Source organism: Sphingomonas sp. GW821-FHT03E12, assembly GCF_059420685.1.
In genome coordinates, this window is the sequence record NZ_JBWKUF010000005.1 from 72,442 (window position 1) to 88,208 (window position 15,767).

Below are 15,767 nucleotides of genomic sequence, written 5' to 3' on the forward strand. Positions count from 1 at the left end.
CTTTTGACGGAGGGCCTTTAGCGGCTCTTAACCAAATCGCGGTAGCGCTGCATGGTGATGCTGCTGTCCCGCCGAAGCAAGGACAAGTCCACGCGCCCCTCCGTCCCGGTCGAGGGCGACGAGGCGCGTCTGCTCGGCCCCAGCGGCGCGGCGCAGATCCTCAACATGCTCCCCGTTCCCGCAGCCGTGGTCGAATGGAAGGACGGGGCGTTCGCCTTCGAGACGGTCAATCGCCCGTTCCGTCTTGCTGGGCTGGGCACGATCGCCGACCAATCGCCGCTGATCCGTCTGCTGGGCGGGCGGATCGCCGCGTTCATCGATTCCGACACGACCGAGCAGGAGTTCGACTGGGAGTTGGGCGATGCGGTCGATTGCCGCCGCTTCCGCGTCAAGCTCGCCCGGCGCGCGGCGAGCAGGGGCAGCGGACGTTGCCTGGCGACGCTGATCGACCAGACCTCCGAATTGCGCACCGAGCGCAGCCTGCGCCGCGAGATGCTCAGCGACAGCCTGACCGGCCTGCCAAACCGCGCCGGCTTTGCCGAGCGGCTGGAGGAAGAGATCGAGCGCGGCGGGATGAGCGAGTTCGCGGTGCTTGTCATCAATCTCGACCGGTTCAGCCGCGTCAACGCCTGCATGGGCGGCCTGTCGGGCGACGAACTGCTGATTTCGGTCGCGCGGCGCGTGAAGGGAGCGCTCCGCGCGCACGACGTGCTGGCGCGTACCGGAGGAGATGAATTTGCGATCCAGCTCGCGTTGGACGAGGGGACGAGCGATGCGTTCCACGTCGCAAAGCGAATCCAGAACGCGCTGACGACACCCTTCCGCCTTTCCGATTTCGAGATCCGCGTCGATTGCTCGATCGGCATTGCGGTGGGCGACGAGACGGTCTCAGACGCCGAAGAGCTGATCCGCCACGCGCAGTTCGCGATGAAGCGCGCGAAGAAGAGCGGGCGCACCGAACTCTACCAGACGCTCGCGCTCGATCTGGCGCGCCAGCAGTTCAGCATCGAGACCGAGCTGCGCCGTGCGATCGACAATGGCGGGCTGTCGCTGAGCTTCCAGCCGATCTGCGACCTTGCCACCGGCCGGATCGTTTCGTTCGAGGCGCTGGCGCGCTGGACCACCGAAGGCGGGATGGTAGTGCCGCCAAGCGACTTCATCCCGGTGGCGGAAGAATCGGGGCTGATCGTCCCGCTCGGCCGCTGGGCGATGCACGAAGCGGCGCGCGCCGTTGCGCAATGGGACGCGATCGCGGGCCGGGATTGCGGCGTCAATGTCGCGGTCAATTTGTCGGCGATTCAGCTCCAGCGCGACCAGATCGCGCCGATGGTCGAGGCTGCGCTCGCCGCCAACGGCGTGGACGGCCGCCGGATCACGCTCGAGCTCACCGAAAGCGCGCTGGTCACCGATCCGGATCATATCGCCCGCACGATGCACGCGCTCAAGGCGCTCGGTACCACGCTGGCGATGGACGATTTCGGCACCGGCTACTCGAACCTCGCCTATCTGCAGAAGTTGCCGATCGATGTGCTCAAGATCGACCGCAGCTTCGTCACCGGCATGCTCGCCGACCGCGACAAGATCGCGATCGTGCGCGCGATTCTGAGCCTGGCCCAGGCGCTGGGGATGCGGACCACGGCAGAAGGCGTCGAGACCAACGAGCTTGCCCAGACGCTCGCGGCACTCGGCTGCACCTATGGGCAGGGCTATCTTTACGCGCGGCCACTGCCGCCGGCGGACGCTTATGCGCTGTTGTCGCGCGACAACAGCTCGGCGACCACCGCATCGGCGATCTGACCCGCGCGAGCCGCGTCGGGAAACCCTTCGGCAATCCAGCGATCCTCGATCCGCCGCAGCGCCCTGGCAACGTCGGGCCCTTTTGACAGACCGCGCCCGATCAGCGCGCCGCCGCTCAAGGGCAGGCGCGGCGGCACCCAGGTTGCGACGTCGCGGGCGCCCGCAGCATCGCCTGCCAGCAGCAGCCGGTCAGCGGCGCGATCGGTGCCGATGCGATAGGCCAGCGCCAGCGGCCCCTCGGCGAAATCGGCCCGGATCGCACTGGCGAGCGCCTGACGCTCGGCGTTGGAAAGCTTGAGCCGCGCGCCGACCGCTTCATTTGCAGCAGGATCGGGCGGGAGTATTGCACCGAGGCGGCGGATCGGATCGGGGGCAAGGCCTGCTGCGGACTCGTGCCCGGCGAGCGTTGTGAGCCGATCGACGCCGTGCATGTCGATTTCCGGCACCACGGGCTTCAGAATGTCACGTTCGACCATCAGCCTCAGCACACGGACCGCATCGGGCGCGACGAGCAACTTGAGCAGCTCGTCGCGAATCCGCTCGCGCGAGAGCGCCATCAGATCGTTGGCGCGTGCGGTGCAGGCTTCGAGCGCGGCCGGATCGGGCGTGTCACCGAACCGGGCGAGGAAGCGGAAGAAGCGGAGGATACGCAAATGATCCTCGGCGATGCGCTGCAACGGATCGCCGATGAAGCGGATATGCCGTCGCTTCAGATCGGCAAGTCCGTCGAAATAGTCGAAGATCTCGCCCGTCTGCGGATCGGCATAGAGCGCGTTGATCGTGAAGTCGCGCCGCGCCGCATCCTCGCGCCAGTCGTCGGTGAAGGCGACGGTGGCGCGGCGGCCGTCGGTTGAGACGTCGCGGCGCAGCGTCGTCACCTCGACCACCGTGCCGCTGCTCACTGCGGTGATCGTGCCATGTGCGATGCCAGTGGGAATCGCCTTGATCCCGGCACCTGCCAGCAGATCGACCACATGTTCGGGCGCATGCGGTGTCGCCACGTCGATATCGGTGACGGGCAGGCCGAGCAGCGTATCGCGCACCGCGCCACCGACGAACCGGGCATTGCCGTGGCCGAGCGTCGCGGCGAGCCGGTCGAGACCGGGCTGGTGCCGCCAAGGGGCGTCGGGGAGGGTCATCGCGCCCACCTCAGGCGCCGCGAGAGGTTGACCAGCATCGCCGCCGTCGCGCCCCAGATGCGGTAGCCCTGCCATGTGATCTCATAATAATGCCGGTCCCGTCCCTGCCATTCGACGCTGGTTTCGATATGGTTCGCGGGGTTGAGTACGAAGTCCAGCGGAACCTCGAACACCGCCGCCACCTCGGCGGGTTCGGGTATGAAGACCAGATCGGGCGCGATCACGCCGACCACGGGCTGCACCTCGAAGCCGGTGATGGTGCGATAGGGGTCGGCTTTGCCGACCAACTCGACAGCCTGCGGCAACAGGCCGATCTCTTCGCAGGCTTCGCGGAGTGCTGCCGCAGCCGCATTGGCATCGCCCGGATCGATACGGCCGCCGGGAAAGGCGATCTGTCCGGCATGGCGGCGCAGCGAATCGGTGCGCTGGGTCAGGATCACGCCCGGTGAGGGACGGTTGGTGACGGCGACCAGGACGGCGGCGGGGGTCGGCACGCCGTCGCTGTCGGCGGTCACATCGCGCAGGTCGCCCGATAGCAGCACTGGCGCGTGCTCCGCTGCGAGTGCGGCGCGAAGACGCTCGGCAAGCGTCATGCCGGTTCGATCGGGAAAAAGGCGCTGCGGCTCCAGATGCCGGGCGGGCTCGAGCCGTTGTCGAGCGCCAGCGCCGCGATCTCGTAGTAGAGCGGCCGCGCGATCAACGCCTCGAGCCCGGCGCGGACGTGGAGATAGGGGTGGGGGCCGTCAGCATGTTCCTCGAACCGGATCGCGTGATCCGGCCCGGCGGGGATCAGATCGCCGGTATTGAGCCGGAAGGCGATCTCCGCATCCGGGCCCGCGCCCTCGACCTTCATCTCGACCGCGACGAAGGCGGCGTCCTCGACATCGATGTCGAGCTTCTCGACCGGAGTCACCAGCACATGGCTGCCGTCTGGCTCGCGGCGAAGGATGGTGGAGAAGAGCCGCACCATTGCCGGGCGGCCGATCGGTGAGCCCTGATGGAACCAGGTGCCGTCGCGCGCGATGCGCATGTCGCTATGCCCGCAATGCTCGGGATTCCAGCTGGCGACCGGCGGCAATTTCTGTTCGTCCGCCAGCCGAGCGATCTCCGCAAGGGAGAGGCTGGCGAGATCGGGTTGGGACGGCATCGGCATTGGCATGCCGTTAGGCGCTTTTGCGTCCGCCGGTAAAGGGTCAGCGCGGCCCGACCATCCCCGGACGGTCCGGCGCTTCGTTGCGGGCGAGCAGGCGGTGTTGCTCGAACGGACCGGGCAGGCACCACTGGCCCGTCGCCTGCGCGTCGAAGCCGAACTGGGCGTAATATTCCGGGTCGCCGATCAGCATTAGCGCTTCCCCGCCCGCCATCTCGACCGCCTTCCACATCAGTGCACGGCCGATGCCGATATTCTGGCGCGCGGGTGAGACTGCGACCGGCCCCACCATCACCATCGGGATGTGGCTTCCATCATCGGTTGCGAGCGCGACGGGCCAGCACTGGATGCTGCCGACCAGCGCGCCATCTTCGACCGCGGCGAAGCTGAGCGCGGGAATCGGGGCCATGCCCAGGCGCACGCGATAGGCGGTGCGGCCATGGCGGTCCGTGCCGAACGCTGCGTCGAGCAGCAATTCGACCGCGTCGGCAGACACATCGGCAAGCGGCACCAGGTGGAACAAGCGGCAAACTCCAGCACGCCCGGGGGTGGACGCCGGGGGCGCGCGCCTTTAGCCGCGATATTTCACGGACTCAAAGCGATTCCGATCGGAGACCCGCGATGAAGCTCTATGACGCGCCCTGGGCGCCGAGTCCGCGCCGCGTGCGCATCTTTCTCGCTGAAAAGGGCATCGAGGTGCCGCGCGAGCCGATCGACCTGCGCGGCGGCGAGCAGCTTGGCGACGCCTATCTGCAGATCAATCCGCGCGGCGCGGTCCCCGCGCTCGAGCTCGACGATGGCGAGGTGCTGTGCGAATCGGCGGCGATCTGCCGTTATTTCGAGGCGCTGCACCCTGAGCCTCCGCTGTTCGGTACCAGCGCAATCGAGATCGGGCGCATCGAAAGCTGGACCCGCCGGATCGAGGGTGATGGCTATGCCGCCGCCGTCTATGTGCTGCGCAACACGGTGCCGGCGTTCAAGGACCGTGCGATTCCCGACGCGGCGCTCGCCGTCGTTCAGATTCCCGAACTTGCAGCGCGGGGTGCCCAGATGTGGGACGGCTTCACCCAGGCGCTCGACCGGCGGCTGGCGGATCGGGAATGGATCGCCGGTGGCGGCTACAGTTTTGCAGACATCACAGCGCTGGTGACGATCGATTTCGCGCGCGCGGCGAAGCTGGCGGTGCCCGAGCGGCTGGTGCACCTTGGCCGCTGGTACGCTGAAGCATCCGCGCGGCCGAGCGCGAACGCCTAGAGGCTTTCCGCCGCCGTGCGTTCTGCTATGGGCGCGGCATCCTTCCGGAAGGCATGGTTTCTTGCACGATCTTCTCCAGCTTCAGGTCCGCGATTTCGAGGTTCAGGTTCTCACCGGCATCTATTCCGAGGAGACCCACCTGCCGCAGCCGCTGCGCATTTCGATCACCGTCGATATGACGCCGCCCGCGCATTTCGCGCCCAATACGCCGCTCAGCGCATCGAAGAGCTATATCGATCTGAAGCATGCGGCGTCCGCGGCGCTGCCGGAGGGGGTGCATTTCACGCTGATCGAGGGCGTCGCGGATCACATCGCCGACACGCTGTTCGCGGGTGACGCGCGCGTGCAGCGCGTCCAGATCGAGATCGTCAAGCTCGCCATCGCCGAGGCAGACGAGAAGATCGGCATCACCCTCGTTCGCCACCGGCGCTAGGCTGTTTTTGAGCGCCTGACGGTACCTAAAAGCAAAGAGCTCAGCGCCGGGCCTGCACCAGCCACAGTTCGATGCTCTGTCCGGGCGGAGGCAGCGGGTTGCGCGTGTCGGTGATCCACACAAGCTGGCCGCGCTTGTCGAGAATGCGCGCCGACACCGCATAGGTTCGTCCCGGCTGGATCCGTGCACGATCGTAGCTAACCGCGAAGGAAATCGGCACTTGCTGGCCCGCGGTGGTGATCTGATTCTGGGCGATCGTGACCGATGGCGCGTCCATCAGCGACACGTCGCTGATCGTGACGATCACGCGCGAATCGGGCGGCAGCGCGATCCGCTCGCGATAGGTCACGGTGCCCGTCAGCATCGTTTCATTGGAATCCGACATCGGGACGCAGGCTGCCAGGCCCGCAAGCAGGGGGATGATCGACAATGCTCGCATGGCACTTCTCCTCTCCGCCCAGCCTCAGCGGCGGCAGGCGCCGAGCTGCTGTAGCACGAATGCGTAGTCCTCGCGCGCGATAGCGGCGTTGGCCGGTTCCTCACTCTCGGTGCTCGCACGCGGGAGCGTGCGCGGGAGGCCGCAGGCGAGGCGGTACCAGAGCAGCGTGTCGCGGGGCGGTGGCGCGGCGGCGTCGTCAACCACCTCGCCCAGCGCGACGGCCCAGCGGCGCTGTTCGCCAGGGCGGCGGAGGATCGAGAGCGAGATGGGCGCCCCCGTCGCGGTCTGGACGAAAATCTGGGTCTCACCTTCACCGGGCAAAGTGCCGGGGACGTGGAAGGCATTGCCGAGGCCGGTGATTGCGGGTGGCGCATCGGGCGCCACCACTTCCTGCACCACCCGGCGCGTGAGCGCGTCGAAATCGGCCGACCAGTCGCGCTGCGAATCGAGCGTGGTGAGCTGGACCATCGATGCCTGCCCCGTAACGGGACGCGCGAACAGCAGGACGCGGCGCTTGTTGAGCTTGGGGAGCTTTCCGCGGGCGTCGAGCGGGACGTCGACGACATAGCCGACCCGCGTCGGCATGGCGCCGGGGGCGCGAATCAGCGCCAGAACATCGGCCTCGACATAGAAGCGAACACGGCCCGGAGCGACGTTCGCGGCCTCCGCGCCCTTGATTCGCGCCGCGCTCCGGACCTGCGCATCGAGCAGGACAGGGGAGCCCAGCACCAGATCCGCAACCTCCGCATAGGGCGGAGCGATCGTTGCGGACTGCGCAACGGTCTGTGCGGTGGCGGACGTTAACAATTGCGGCGAAGTTGCGGCAATCGCGGCGGAAAGCGAAATGAAACGGGTCCGGAACATGGCGGGCAGGCTAGGCGATTATGGTAGCGCCATACAGAAATATTTCTGCCACGCGCGGATTATACGTTTATTGCGTCCGACAAAGCGTTTGCGTCACGCAAATCGCCGCGATAGGACTCGCGCCTCTGCCGGTGGTCGTATGACGACCGCACGGTCGAGCCACGCCGATAAAGATGCCAAGGTGCCGGGCAACGGCGCGGCCGAATGAAGGAGTTAAGTTGCTGAATGGCCTACGCAGATCGTGATGTAGGAGGCAGCCGTGTCGTCGCGAGTGTGATCGTGGCGATCATTCTGGCGGCATTGGGTTACGTGTTCGTAACCGGCCTCGCTTACAAATTTGTCAAAGAAAAGGTGGAGAAGATGGACGTCTTCGACATCGAAGAGCCGCCGCCTCCGCCGGAGGAAGTGCCGCCTCCGCCTCCGCCGCCCGACACGCCGGTTCCGCCGCCGCCGACCACGGTCGTCGTGCCGCCCGCCGTCGTTCCGGTGCAGAGTCAGGCACCGCAGATCGCGACGACTACCGTGATCCCGCCGAGCCAGCCGCCGACGCCTCCGGCTCCGCCGGCGCCGCCTGCGCCTCCGCCTCCGCCGCCTCCCCCGGTGATCAGCAAGGCTGCAGCCGCCAAGGGCAACCCGGCGAGCTGGGTGACCAACGACGACTATCCGCCGTCCGCGCTGCGCGCAGGCGAACAGGGTTCGGTCGGCATCTCGTTCAACGTGAACGCACAGGGCCGAATCGAAGCCTGCTCGGTCAGTTCGTCGTCGGGCTCGTCCGCGCTGGATCAGGCGACCTGTCGTCTGGTCGAACGCCGCGGCCGTTATTCGCCCGCGCTCGACGCGGCCGGAAATCCCACCAATGGCGGGCGCAAGTCGCTTCGCTTCCGGTGGCAGATCCAAGAGTAGTTGAACGTGAATCCGGTCCGCCGCCCCCGCGCTGACCAACATTCTTGCAAGGGAAAGAACTAAACATGCTGACGACCATTCTCGCCGCCGGAGCCGCCGCCGGAGCCCCGCCGCCCACCAACTTCGACATCCTGCACGCGATGAACGAAGGCGGCGTGATTGCCTGGGGCACCGCCACCATCCTGACGGTCATGCTCTTCTTCTCGCTCTACATCCTGTTCACCAAGGTGTTCGAGCAGCAGAAGATCCTCAACCAGTACAAGCGCGTCCGCGCGACCTTCTGGAACACCGCCAGCCTGCGCGAAGGCGCGGCGAAGCTCGAGAAGGACTCGGCCTATCGCCAGCTGGTCGACGACGCGCTGACCGCGCAGGACCAGTACAAGGAACTGACCGATCCGATCGAAGCGCATGACTGGCTGCACGGCTCGCTCAAGCGTTCGGAAGACTCGATCAACTCGCAGCTCAACGGCGGCCTCGCGTTCCTCGCGACCGTGGGTTCGACCGCACCGTTCATCGGTCTGTTCGGTACCGTCGTCGGCATCTTCCGCGCACTGATCAAGATCGGTGCGGCGGGTGACGCGTCGATCGGCACCGTCGCCGGCCCGGTCGGTGAAGCGCTCATCATGACCGCGCTCGGCCTCGTCGTCGCCGTTCCGGCCGTGCTTGCCTACAACTGGCTGCAGCGCCGCAACAAGGCGATCCAGGAGCAGATGAGCGGTTTCGCGAACGACGTGCTCGGCTATCTGGCTTCGGACGGCCGCGTGAAGCCGTCGGGCAAGAAGGGTCCGGCCGCCGCACCGAAGGCGCCCCCGGTCGCGACCACCACTGCCAAGGCCTGACATCGACTGACGGCCGCGCGGCCAACACCGCGCGGCCGCCTTCCGGACCCAGGTCCGGGGACAGGATGCGAAAGATAGGATTGCGCCAATGGCGATGAGTACAGGCGGAGGCTCCGCCGAAGACAAACCGATGTCGGACATCAACACGACGCCCCTCGTGGACGTCATGCTGGTGCTCCTTATTATCTTCCTGATCGCGATCCCGGTGGCCATCCAGTCGGTCGAGCTGACCCTGCCCAAGGTGCAGTTCGAACCGAACGAGACCAAGCCGGAGAACGTGCTGCTCGCGGTGCGCGGTGAAGGCACCAAGTGCGAGGTCTTCTGGAACATGGCGCCGATCAACAGCACCGATCTCCTCAAGAAGAGCTCGGACAAGCTGAAGGCCGTCGTCGATCGGCTTGGTGACCAGATCACCCCGGACGATATTCCGGAAGTGCACATTCGCGGCGACGTGAACGCGCCTTATCGCTGCATCGGTGGTGTGATCTACACGATGCAGAGCGCAGGCTTCGTCAAGGTCGGCTTCATTTCGCAGCCGACGCCCGGCGTCCCGGCGCAGTAAAGTTCAGGAGTAGACATCATGGGAATGAGCGCCGGAGGTCAGGACGATGGCCAGCCGATGATGGAAATGAACACGACGCCGTTGATCGACGTCATGCTCGTGCTCCTCATCATGCTGATCGTCACCATCCCTGCACAGACGCACGCGGTGAAGGTCGATCTGCCTCAGAATACCAATCCGACGACGCCGCCGCCGGTGGAGCCGCAAAAGAACAAGATCACGATCGACCCGCAGGGCAACATCTTCTGGAACGGAAGCCAGATCGATCTGCTTACCCTGCGCCAGTATCTGGATCAGAGCGTTCAGATGCGGCCCGAGCCCGAGCTGCACTTCCAGCCCGATCCGCAGGCGCGGTATGAGGTGGTCGATGAAGCGCTCGCGGTGATCAAGCGGTCGGCCGTCACGAAGCTGGGCTTCGTCGGTAACGAGCAGTATCGCAACGACTTCTGATCGCGGTTTCCGCATCGGACTTCGATCAAGGGGCGGCTTCGGCCGCCCCTTTTTTGTTGTCCGGGCGCGTTTCTCGCGCGTGCATCCTCCGCAATCAGGACGCGCCGGATACGAGTCATAAAAGTGCAACATTCGCACTTGCCGGTTTGAAACATCAGTGACACTTTTGTGTCATTGAATTGTAACAAACAGGAGAAGATGTCGTGCGTGTTGCCCTTGCTTCAATTGTCCTTGCCGCGCCGCTGGCGCTGATCCCGGCGGCGCATGCGCAGGTTCGCGCGGACCCCTATGCCAAGGTCGCGATCCAGGCGGGGGACTATGCGACGGCGGAGCGCAAGCTGCTGGCCGAGCAGAAGATTTTCCCGGCCAAGCCCGAAGTGCTGCTTAACCTGGCCGCAGTCTATTCGAAGACCGGCCGTCACAGTGAGGCGCGAGCGATCTATGATCGCGTGCTGGTGCTCGATTCCGTCGCGATGGACGTCGCCGACGGCCAGGTCGCACCGTCGCATCTGGTCGCCAATCGTGGCTTGCGGCTGCTCGACGCCGCGCGTCAGGCGTCGCGCTAGACCCTTCGTGCGGGCGGACAGGCTCCGCCCGCGCTAATCACAACCGGGGCAGGGTAACGCCCCGCTGTCCCATATATTTGCCGGCGCGATCGGCATAGCTCGTCTCGCACGGCTCGTTCCCCTTGAGGAACAGGAACTGGCACGCGCCTTCATTCGCGTAGATTTTCGCGGGCAGCGGCGTCGTGTTCGAGAATTCCAGCGTCACATGCCCCTCCCATTCGGGTTCGAGCGGCGTGACGTTCACGATGATCCCGCAGCGCGCATAGGTGGATTTGCCGAGGCAGATTACCAGCACATCGCGCGGTACCCGGAAATACTCCACCGTCCGCGCCAGCGCAAAGCTGTTGGGCGGGATGATGCAGACATCGGTCTGGCGATCGACGAAGCTGGTCGATGCGAAGTCCTTGGGATCGACTACGGCGCTGTCGATATTGGTGAAGATCTTGAACTCGTCGGCGACACGTGCGTCATAGCCGTAGGAGGACAGGCCGTAGCTGATGCACCCCTCGCGCCGTTGCGCCTCGACGAACGGCTCGATCATGCCGTGTTGCGTGGCCTGTTCGCGAATCCAGCGGTCGGAGAGAATGCTCATCGCCAAGCTCTAGGCGAGGCACCGGGCGGGCGGCAAGATCAACCGCCGATGCCGAGATCCGCCGGGCCGAACGCGTGGGGCAGCAGGTCGGACAGGCGATGCGTTTCATACGCCTCGCCCTCGGCGCCCGCGCAATAGACCGTAAGGTCGCGGCCGCCCATCTGCGCGGCTTCGTTGAGAACCTGACGACAGCGGCCGCAGGGGCGGATCGGGTCGGTGCCGTGGGCGACGCCGCCGCGCATCATCCCGCCGATGATCCCGACCGCGACGATCTTGCGCAGCTTGCCTTCGGCGTTGGCGCGGGCGGTTGCGACCGTCTCGGCGCAGAGCGACAGGCCGTAGCTCGCATTCTCGAAATTGGTGCCGGTGACGATGCTGCCATCGGCCATCAGCAACGCAGCACCCACCGCGAAATTAGAGTAGGGAGCATGCGCGTTGCGCGCGGCCTCGCGCGCTGCCTCGATCAGGGTCCTCGCAATCTCGTCGCTCATGGCGCCACCACATTCCAGTTCACGGGCCGTTCGATCCCATCGATACGGCGGATCGTGCTGCTCTGCCACATTGCCCAGGGGCGTACGAAATATTCCGGGGCGCGGTAGAAGCCGGTGCTCCACAACGGGCGGGGAATTGCGCCGCTGACCTGATATTGTTCCTCGAATGCCGGCGCGATGCGCAGCATGGCGGGCTTGCCGCTATGCGTCTCGATCGTCGCGGCGAGGCGCCGGATTTCGCTCAGCACCACGTCGCGCGACGGGCGAGCAGGGCAATCCTCGTGGAAGCTGAGGTCGATCGCGGCGGGCAGCGCCCCGGGATCGCGGGGGACGGTTGCGACGAAGGCACCGGCCTGTTCGTCTGCGGTGCCGCAGAGCGAGAAGACATGGATCGCGCCGCGGCGGATCTGCGCGTCGCCGGCGCCCGTCCAGTTGGCGGTGAAGCTGGGGTCGCGACTGTTCGTTCCCGAGGTGGCACGGGCATAGGCGAAATCGACGTCCCGCGCTTTGACCATCGCCCAGTCGATCGCGCCATTCTCGCCGGACACGTCGATGCCCTGCACGGCATATTGGGTGCGCGGTGGCGCCCAGCTCACCGCGTACTGCCAGCAGAATATGCCCGTGATCGCCAGGATCAACAGGATGATCCCGGCCCAAATCAGCCCCCGCCGCAACGCTTTCGTCCCCCAGTCTAAGCCTTGATGTGCAACACGCAGATCAGCGTGAACAGCCGCCGCGCGGTCGCGAAATCGATCTCGATCTTGCCTTCCAGCCGTTCGATCAGCGTCCGCGCCGCATCGTCATGGATACCGCGCCGCGCCATGTCGATGGTTTCGATCTGAGCGGGCGTCGACTGGCGGATCGCCTGGAAATAACTGTCGCAGATCGCGAAATAGTCACGGATCGGGCGACGGAAGCGGGCAAGGCCGAGGATCAGCGTCTCGAGCAGAACGTCGTCGGCTCGTTTGATATCGATCTGGAGTCGCCCTTCCTGCACCGACAGGGCAACGCGGTACGGCCCGGCATAGGTATCGGGATAGGCGCGTTGCGGGGCGAAGCTGTTCTCTTCGATCAGGTCGAAGATCGCGATGCGCCGTTCCTGCTCGATATCGGCCGAGCGCCACAGGATGGTGCGCTCGTCCAGCGTGACATCGATGATCCGCGGGTCGCTCATGCCGTGCCATCTAGGGGCGGGGGGGCGCACTCGTCCACATGTTAAACAGCCGCGTGGCGCTTGAGCGCCGGGCCGGTGCGGTAGATAAGGCGCGCATGGCCACGCTTGCAACAATTCCACCCGCTCCGGCGGATGCCGCCCCGCGGCTGCCCCAGAATGTCGAGGCCGAAGCGGCGCTGCTCGGCGCAATGATGATCGACAACCGGCTGGCCGATGACATCGTCGAAGTGATTCAGGACCAGCATTTCTTCGAGCCGGTGCACGGGCGCATCTTCAAGGCGATCAAGACGCTGCGGAAGAACGACATGCTGGCGACGCCGGTGACGCTGAAGCCGCTGTTCGAGAAGGACGAGGGCATGGCGACGCTGGGTGGCCCAGCCTACCTTGCCCAGCTGACCGGATCGGGCGCGGGCCTGATCGGTGCACGGCAATTCGCGCGGCAGATCTATGATCTGGCCCTGCTGCGCGAGTTGGTGACGGTCGGCCGCAACATGGTCGACAAGGCGCTCGACACCAGCGAGGACGTCAATCCACGCGAGCAGATCGACAAGGCGGAGGAGGCGCTGTTCAAGGTCGCGGCCGATGGCGGCACCGCCAACACGGTCAAGACGTTCAACGAGGCGACCAAGATCGCGCTGGAGAACGCCAAGAAGGCGCAGAGCGCGGGCGGCGGCGTGGCCGGTGTCACCACCGGCTTCGATTCGGTCAACGGCCGGATCGGCGGCCTGCACCATTCGGACTTGATCATCCTTGCCGGCCGTCCGGGCATGGGCAAGACGTCGCTCGTTACCAACATCGCCTACAACGCCGCACGGCGGCTGATGGACGACATTCGCCTGGGCATCCCGCCGAAACAGTCGATCGGCGCGAAGGTCGCGTTCTTCAGCCTCGAAATGTCGGCCGACCAGCTGGCGCTTCGCATCCTGTCCGAACAGTCGCGGATCGCGTCGGAGGCATTGCGCATGGGCAATATCAGCAAGGCCGAGTTCGCGCAGCTCGCCGCGGCGGCGGCGGACCTGGAGCAGCTGCCGCTCTATATCGACGATACCGCGGGCCTGACGATCAGCGCGTTGCACAGCCGCGTCCGCCGCCTGCAGTCCAAGCACAATGGCGAGCTGGGCATGGTCATCGTCGACTATCTCCAGCTGCTGCAGGGATCCGGCAACAACCGCGAAGGCAATCGCGTGCAGGAGATCTCCGAGATCAGCCGCGGCCTCAAGACGCTGGCCAAGGACATCAACGTGCCGGTGATCGCGCTGTCGCAGCTGAGTCGTGCGGTCGAAAGCCGCGAGGACAAGCGGCCGATGCTGTCGGATCTGCGCGAATCGGGGTCGATCGAGCAGGACGCCGACATGGTCTGGTTCGTGTTCCGCGAGGATTATTACGTCGCGGCACGCGAACCCAAGCGTCCGCGCGAGGGCGATGATCCCAAGACGTTCGAGGATCACGCCCGATGGGCGCTCGAGATGGAGCGCGTGTTCGGCCTGGCCGAGCTGATCATCGCCAAACAGCGCCACGGTGCGACCGGCAAGGTGCTGTTGCGGTTCGAATCGAGCTTCACGCGTTTCAGCGACTATGCGGGCGATATCGAGGTGCCCTACGGCGACTGATCCCCGCGCGGAAAGTCCCAAAAGTCACACTGCCACGCGCGGGAGTGATCACCAGTGCGGCGGACGAAGTTGACGCATATGCGTGTTTTTCACGCGGATGCGTCAAGCTGGGGGATCGACAATTCAAGGAGCGGCCGAGGTTTCGGCGGCGGAATTGCAGCAGGCGAAATCCAACATTGCAACTCGCCCGCGGATTAGCCGTCGCGGCGGTAGACGTCCTTGCGGAAGCCGATGCCGGTCCTGGTGGGGGTGGCGGTGAGGTAGGTCAGATAGACCGGCACCTGCACGGGTAGTGCCACCGCCTGTTCGGGCTGGCTCGATGAAGCGCGCAAGGGTTTCTGCAACAGCCAGCGGCCCAGCGTTGCAGCGTCCTCGAGCCGGATGCAGCCATTGCTGAAATGGCGGTCGTCCTTCCTGAGCAGGTCACGCCTTGGCGTGTCGTGGAGGTAGATGCCGAGCTTGTTGGGGAACAGGAACTTGGCCTTGCCCATCGAATTGCCCGCCCAGGGCAGTTCACGTACCCGCGGGATGTTGCGGCCCGCGGCGACCGCGGTCCAGTCGATGCTGGAGGCCGGGATTTTCCCGGCTTTGCCGCCCCAGCCGTCGAGCGCCTCCATCTTCATGGATGCGAGCGAGCGCCCCGCCAGCACCTTGGGCGCGACATCGTCGCGGACCAGATAGTCGGGCACGTTCCAATAGGGGTTAAGGACTGCCCATTGCAGCATACCCGCGAGCATCGGGGTCTGCGTTTCCGGTGCGCCGACCACGACGCGCATCGTGCCGACCTGCTTGCCCGCCTGATAATACCAGAGGCGCCCGGACGAGGCATCGACGACGATGTGACGGACGGCGGGGCCGGGGAGAAGGCGTGCGCGATCGAGGTTGAGCGCGAGCCGGTCGAGCACCGCGCGCGCCGCGCCGCTGTTGTGGGCGCGCCCGGTGAGGGTCCGCAGACGTACATAATGCTCGCTCATCCAGCCCATCCCGGTGACATAGGCGGCGAAATTCCTGGGGAAGGCGGCCGCGCGCAGCACCGTGTCTTCCGACAGGTCGCGGGGACGGAGTTTCTTGTCGGCAAAGGTCATTTCCGCATCGCCGGACCTGCGCTGATCACGGACATAGGCGGCGAAGGCGGCGGACAGAGCCAGTTCGGCGCGGGCTACGTCCTGCGGAGTCCCGGCCCTGGCGGCCGCAATGAGATCGTTCAGACGGCGCAGGTCGTAGCTTGCGGGATCGAGTCCATCGAACCGGGCCGATTTGAGATAACCGAGCAACGTCCTTGCCTCCGGTCCGATCCGGCCCGTGGCTGCCCAGAGCGGGCGATAGTTGCGCGTGGCGTAGAATTTCCCGAGCTTGCCGTCGGCCTGGGTCCGGATCGCGGTGGCGACCGGGCCGATCGACGCTGCGGCCGCAGGTGCGCGTTGCGCAGCGGCGGGAGCGGCTCCGGCGGCGAAGAGCAGGGCGGTGGCGAGCGCAAGGGGAATGCGGGTGTGCCGCATTCCCC

At 65.9% G+C, this 15,767-nt stretch carries 20 protein-coding genes; 9 read left to right on the forward strand and 11 right to left on the reverse strand.

Features of this window, described 5'->3' with window-relative positions; translation table 11 throughout:
* Nucleotides 1-165 precede the first annotated feature (165 nt).
* A complete protein-coding gene (locus tag AC07TU_RS16960; RefSeq protein WP_495189326.1) occupies nt 166-1,797 on the forward strand; it encodes a putative bifunctional diguanylate cyclase/phosphodiesterase in 1,632 nt (543 codons plus the stop codon).
* Here the strand turns inward: AC07TU_RS16960 and AC07TU_RS16965 are convergent.
* Genes AC07TU_RS16965 through AC07TU_RS16980 form a run of 4 tightly spaced genes read right to left on the reverse strand, consistent with a single transcriptional unit; the run spans nt 1,743 to nt 4,609 of the window.
* A complete protein-coding gene (locus AC07TU_RS16965) occupies nt 1,743-2,936 on the reverse strand; it encodes a CCA tRNA nucleotidyltransferase (protein WP_495189101.1) in 1,194 nt (397 codons plus the stop codon). The genes AC07TU_RS16960 and AC07TU_RS16965 overlap by 55 nt on opposite strands.
* A complete protein-coding gene (locus AC07TU_RS16970; RefSeq protein ID WP_495189102.1) occupies nt 2,933-3,529 on the reverse strand; it encodes a CoA pyrophosphatase in 597 nt (198 codons plus the stop codon). The genes AC07TU_RS16965 and AC07TU_RS16970 overlap by 4 nt, the downstream gene beginning before the upstream one ends.
* Nucleotides 3,526-4,089 (reverse strand): DUF1285 domain-containing protein, encoded by a 564-nt coding sequence (locus AC07TU_RS16975; RefSeq protein WP_495189103.1) that lies wholly within the window; start codon nt 4,087-4,089, stop codon nt 3,526-3,528. Before AC07TU_RS16975 ends, AC07TU_RS16970 begins: the two co-directional genes overlap by 4 nt.
* Nucleotides 4,090-4,129: 40 nt before the next feature.
* On the reverse strand, nt 4,130-4,609 hold the full coding sequence (locus AC07TU_RS16980) for a GNAT family N-acetyltransferase (protein WP_495189104.1): 480 nt from the start codon (nt 4,607-4,609) through the stop codon (nt 4,130-4,132).
* Nucleotides 4,610-4,707: 98 nt separating this feature from the next.
* Between AC07TU_RS16980 and AC07TU_RS16985 the strand changes: the two genes are divergently transcribed.
* Together AC07TU_RS16985 and AC07TU_RS16990 are read left to right on the forward strand one after the other, a co-directional pair.
* Complete coding sequence (locus AC07TU_RS16985; protein WP_495189105.1) at nt 4,708-5,340, forward strand: glutathione S-transferase family protein; 633 nt, start codon at nt 4,708-4,710, stop codon at nt 5,338-5,340.
* A gap of 61 nt (nt 5,341-5,401) precedes the next feature.
* A complete protein-coding gene (locus AC07TU_RS16990; protein ID WP_495189106.1) occupies nt 5,402-5,773 on the forward strand; it encodes a dihydroneopterin aldolase in 372 nt (123 codons plus the stop codon).
* A gap of 40 nt (nt 5,774-5,813) precedes the next feature.
* On the opposite strand, the gene AC07TU_RS16995 is transcribed toward AC07TU_RS16990, so the two are convergent.
* Nucleotides 5,814-6,212: a YbaY family lipoprotein gene (locus AC07TU_RS16995; RefSeq protein WP_495189107.1), complete on the reverse strand. Its 399-nt coding sequence runs from the start codon at nt 6,210-6,212 to the stop codon at nt 5,814-5,816.
* Nucleotides 6,213-6,236: 24 nt separating this feature from the next.
* A complete protein-coding gene (locus AC07TU_RS17000) occupies nt 6,237-7,076 on the reverse strand; it encodes a hypothetical protein (protein WP_495189108.1) in 840 nt (279 codons plus the stop codon).
* Nucleotides 7,077-7,301: 225 nt separating this feature from the next.
* On the opposite strand from AC07TU_RS17000, the gene AC07TU_RS17005 reads away from it, so the two are divergent.
* From AC07TU_RS17005 to AC07TU_RS17025, 5 genes are all read left to right on the forward strand, one after another.
* The gene (locus AC07TU_RS17005; protein ID WP_495189109.1) at nt 7,302-7,979 is read left to right on the forward strand and encodes a TonB family protein; all 678 of its coding nucleotides are present in this window, start codon (nt 7,302-7,304) and stop codon (nt 7,977-7,979) included.
* 65 nt (nt 7,980-8,044) lie between these two features.
* A complete protein-coding gene (locus AC07TU_RS17010) occupies nt 8,045-8,818 on the forward strand; it encodes a MotA/TolQ/ExbB proton channel family protein (protein WP_495189110.1) in 774 nt (257 codons plus the stop codon).
* Nucleotides 8,819-8,906: 88 nt separating this feature from the next.
* Nucleotides 8,907-9,380 (forward strand): ExbD/TolR family protein, encoded by a 474-nt coding sequence (locus AC07TU_RS17015; RefSeq protein WP_495189111.1) that lies wholly within the window; start codon nt 8,907-8,909, stop codon nt 9,378-9,380.
* Between the two features lie 18 nt (nt 9,381-9,398).
* Complete coding sequence (locus AC07TU_RS17020; RefSeq protein ID WP_495189112.1) at nt 9,399-9,830, forward strand: ExbD/TolR family protein; 432 nt, start codon at nt 9,399-9,401, stop codon at nt 9,828-9,830.
* Between the two features lie 203 nt (nt 9,831-10,033).
* Nucleotides 10,034-10,396, forward strand: coding sequence for a tetratricopeptide repeat protein (locus AC07TU_RS17025; RefSeq protein ID WP_495189113.1), 363 nt, complete (start codon nt 10,034-10,036; stop codon nt 10,394-10,396).
* A gap of 37 nt (nt 10,397-10,433) precedes the next feature.
* On the opposite strand, the gene dcd is transcribed toward AC07TU_RS17025, so the two are convergent.
* From dcd to AC07TU_RS17045, 4 genes are read right to left on the reverse strand one after another with little or no spacing between them, the layout of a single operon-like run.
* Nucleotides 10,434-10,988 carry a dCTP deaminase gene (gene dcd / locus AC07TU_RS17030; protein WP_495189114.1) on the reverse strand — a complete coding sequence of 185 codons (555 nt, stop codon included), beginning with the start codon at nt 10,986-10,988 and terminating at the stop codon, nt 10,434-10,436.
* 38 nt (nt 10,989-11,026) lie between these two features.
* Nucleotides 11,027-11,479, reverse strand: a complete 453-nt coding sequence (locus AC07TU_RS17035) for a cytidine deaminase (RefSeq protein WP_495189115.1) — start codon at nt 11,477-11,479, stop codon at nt 11,027-11,029.
* A complete protein-coding gene (locus AC07TU_RS17040; RefSeq protein ID WP_495189116.1) occupies nt 11,476-12,117 on the reverse strand; it encodes a GH25 family lysozyme in 642 nt (213 codons plus the stop codon). Before AC07TU_RS17040 ends, AC07TU_RS17035 begins: the two co-directional genes overlap by 4 nt.
* Nucleotides 12,118-12,170: 53 nt before the next feature.
* The gene (locus AC07TU_RS17045; RefSeq protein WP_495189117.1) at nt 12,171-12,653 is read right to left on the reverse strand and encodes a UPF0262 family protein; all 483 of its coding nucleotides are present in this window, start codon (nt 12,651-12,653) and stop codon (nt 12,171-12,173) included.
* A gap of 95 nt (nt 12,654-12,748) precedes the next feature.
* Here AC07TU_RS17045 and AC07TU_RS17050 point away from each other — a divergent pair, with 95 nt between their 5' ends.
* Nucleotides 12,749-14,263, forward strand: a complete 1,515-nt coding sequence (locus AC07TU_RS17050; RefSeq protein WP_495189118.1) for a replicative DNA helicase — start codon at nt 12,749-12,751, stop codon at nt 14,261-14,263.
* 194 nt (nt 14,264-14,457) lie between these two features.
* Here the strand turns inward: AC07TU_RS17050 and AC07TU_RS17055 are convergent, their stop codons facing one another.
* Entirely contained in the window at nt 14,458-15,762 is a 1,305-nt protein-coding gene (locus AC07TU_RS17055; protein ID WP_495189119.1) for a L,D-transpeptidase family protein, read from the reverse strand.
* Nucleotides 15,763-15,767 lie beyond the last annotated feature (5 nt).

Bases quoted from the DNA above. Each gene is read 5' to 3' on its own strand.
- AC07TU_RS16970 (WP_495189102.1), bottom strand. From the start codon at position 3,529: ATGACGCTTGCCGAGCGTCTTCGCGCCGCACTCGCAGCGGAGCACGCG.
- AC07TU_RS16985 (WP_495189105.1), top strand. From the start codon at position 4,708: ATGAAGCTCTATGACGCGCCCTGGGCGCCGAGTCCGCGCCGCGTGCGC.
- AC07TU_RS17045 (WP_495189117.1), bottom strand. From the start codon at position 12,653: ATGAGCGACCCGCGGATCATCGATGTCACGCTGGACGAGCGCACCATC.
- AC07TU_RS17005 (WP_495189109.1), top strand. From the start codon at position 7,302: ATGGCCTACGCAGATCGTGATGTAGGAGGCAGCCGTGTCGTCGCGAGT.
- AC07TU_RS16960 (WP_495189326.1), top strand. From the start codon at position 166: ATGCTCCCCGTTCCCGCAGCCGTGGTCGAATGGAAGGACGGGGCGTTC.
- AC07TU_RS17015 (WP_495189111.1), top strand. From the start codon at position 8,907: ATGGCGATGAGTACAGGCGGAGGCTCCGCCGAAGACAAACCGATGTCG.
- AC07TU_RS17010 (WP_495189110.1), top strand. From the start codon at position 8,045: ATGCTGACGACCATTCTCGCCGCCGGAGCCGCCGCCGGAGCCCCGCCG.
- AC07TU_RS16995 (WP_495189107.1), bottom strand. From the start codon at position 6,212: ATGCGAGCATTGTCGATCATCCCCCTGCTTGCGGGCCTGGCAGCCTGC.
- AC07TU_RS16975 (WP_495189103.1), bottom strand. From the start codon at position 4,089: ATGCCGATGCCGTCCCAACCCGATCTCGCCAGCCTCTCCCTTGCGGAG.
- AC07TU_RS17000 (WP_495189108.1), bottom strand. From the start codon at position 7,076: ATGTTCCGGACCCGTTTCATTTCGCTTTCCGCCGCGATTGCCGCAACT.
- dcd (WP_495189114.1), bottom strand. From the start codon at position 10,988: ATGAGCATTCTCTCCGACCGCTGGATTCGCGAACAGGCCACGCAACAC.
- AC07TU_RS16965 (WP_495189101.1), bottom strand. From the start codon at position 2,936: ATGACCCTCCCCGACGCCCCTTGGCGGCACCAGCCCGGTCTCGACCGG.
- AC07TU_RS17050 (WP_495189118.1), top strand. From the start codon at position 12,749: ATGGCCACGCTTGCAACAATTCCACCCGCTCCGGCGGATGCCGCCCCG.
- AC07TU_RS17055 (WP_495189119.1), bottom strand. From the start codon at position 15,762: ATGCGGCACACCCGCATTCCCCTTGCGCTCGCCACCGCCCTGCTCTTC.
- AC07TU_RS17020 (WP_495189112.1), top strand. From the start codon at position 9,399: ATGGGAATGAGCGCCGGAGGTCAGGACGATGGCCAGCCGATGATGGAA.
- AC07TU_RS17035 (WP_495189115.1), bottom strand. From the start codon at position 11,479: ATGAGCGACGAGATTGCGAGGACCCTGATCGAGGCAGCGCGCGAGGCC.